Here is a 204-nt window from a genome sequence, read left to right on the forward strand (position 1 = left end):
ATTGTTGAGGCTGGTGGCGACATCAGGGTGTTGCTCGCCCAGTAGGCGTTTGAACATTTCCAGAGCTTGGCGGTAGAGGGGTTCTGCTTCCTCGTAGCGACCTTGACTTTGGTACAAAAATGCCAGATTGTTGAGGCTGCTGGCGACATCAGGGTGTGGCTCGCCCAATAGGCGTTTTCTCATCTCTAGAGCTTGGCGGTAGAG

Annotated in this window: 1 protein-coding gene; it reads right to left on the reverse strand. The window is 53.9% G+C overall.

Annotated features, from left to right (window positions below; all coding sequences use genetic code 11):
• On the reverse strand, positions 1-204 hold a 204-nt coding region (locus AS151_RS22955), incomplete at both ends, for a tetratricopeptide repeat protein (RefSeq protein ID WP_139240833.1).

It is taken from the genome of Geitlerinema sp. PCC 9228 (assembly GCF_001870905.1).
Classification (GTDB): domain Bacteria; phylum Cyanobacteriota; class Cyanobacteriia; order Cyanobacteriales; family PCC-9228; genus PCC-9228.